Source organism: Streptomyces sp. NPDC058955, assembly GCF_042741435.1.
Classification (GTDB): Bacteria; Actinomycetota; Actinomycetes; order Streptomycetales; family Streptomycetaceae; genus Streptomyces.
The window spans coordinates 75,134-75,897 of the sequence record NZ_JBHYKM010000023.1 but is presented as its reverse complement, the minus strand read 5'-3'; the positions used below and the strand labels follow the sequence as shown (position 1 = coordinate 75,897).

The following is a 764-nucleotide window of genomic DNA, read 5'->3' as shown; positions in this document are numbered from 1 at the left end:
TTTACCGGGGTCACCCCACGAAGGGCGAGCACTTAAACGCAATAAACGGCGCACTTAGCTACCACCCGGGGACCCACGAGGGGGGGGGAGGGTGCAGCACACCGTCCCCCCGCTTCACACGTCCTAGGCGACGTTCACCCTCCCCCAGACTTCGTCCGGGGGGACCCCCATCCAACGGGGCCGATCAGGCCACATTCACCCGTTGGCCCGGAGGCGCCGCCTCCAGCCACGCCATGAAGCCGGTCCGGGCGTCCTCGCTCATCGCGAGCTCCAGCCGGACCCCGTTGTACATGCAGGGCTGGATCACCGAGTCGGACAGGAGCGCCAGCTCCTCCTCGCCCTCCGGCATCCGGCGCTCCAGGGCCACGATGGCCGAACGCTCCAGGAACCGGCGCGGCCGGGGCGCGTACGAGAAGACCCGGAACCAGGCGATCTCGTCACCGCTGTACCGGGCCACGCCGTACACCCAGCCCTTGCCGGACAGGTCCGGCTCCTCCGGGACGTCCCAGCGCAGCGAACAGTCGAAGGTGCCGCCGGCCCGCTGGATCAGCCTGCGGCGCAAGCCGAAGACGAAGAGCCCGATCACCACCAGTGCGACGACCAGGCCGCACACGAGCAGCGCGAGGAACATCTTCACCGACCTCCTCGCTGCGTCCCGTGACCGGCGCCGCCGGCCTCACCGAATACAACCTGCATCTGCATCGCCTCAGCCGCGGGGACGGGTTGTACAAAGAAAGCCGGGGCCCGGGTGGTGGCGCAGAGAG

1 protein-coding gene is annotated in these 764 nt (G+C 69.2%); it reads right to left on the bottom strand.

What is annotated here, in order from left to right; translation table 11 throughout:
- Positions 1-184: 184 nt before the first annotated feature.
- On the bottom strand, positions 185-631 hold the full coding sequence (locus tag ACFW1I_RS12260; RefSeq protein WP_150233122.1) for a DUF2550 domain-containing protein: 447 nt from the start codon (positions 629-631) through the stop codon (positions 185-187).
- Between the last annotated feature and the right edge of the window lie 133 nt (positions 632-764).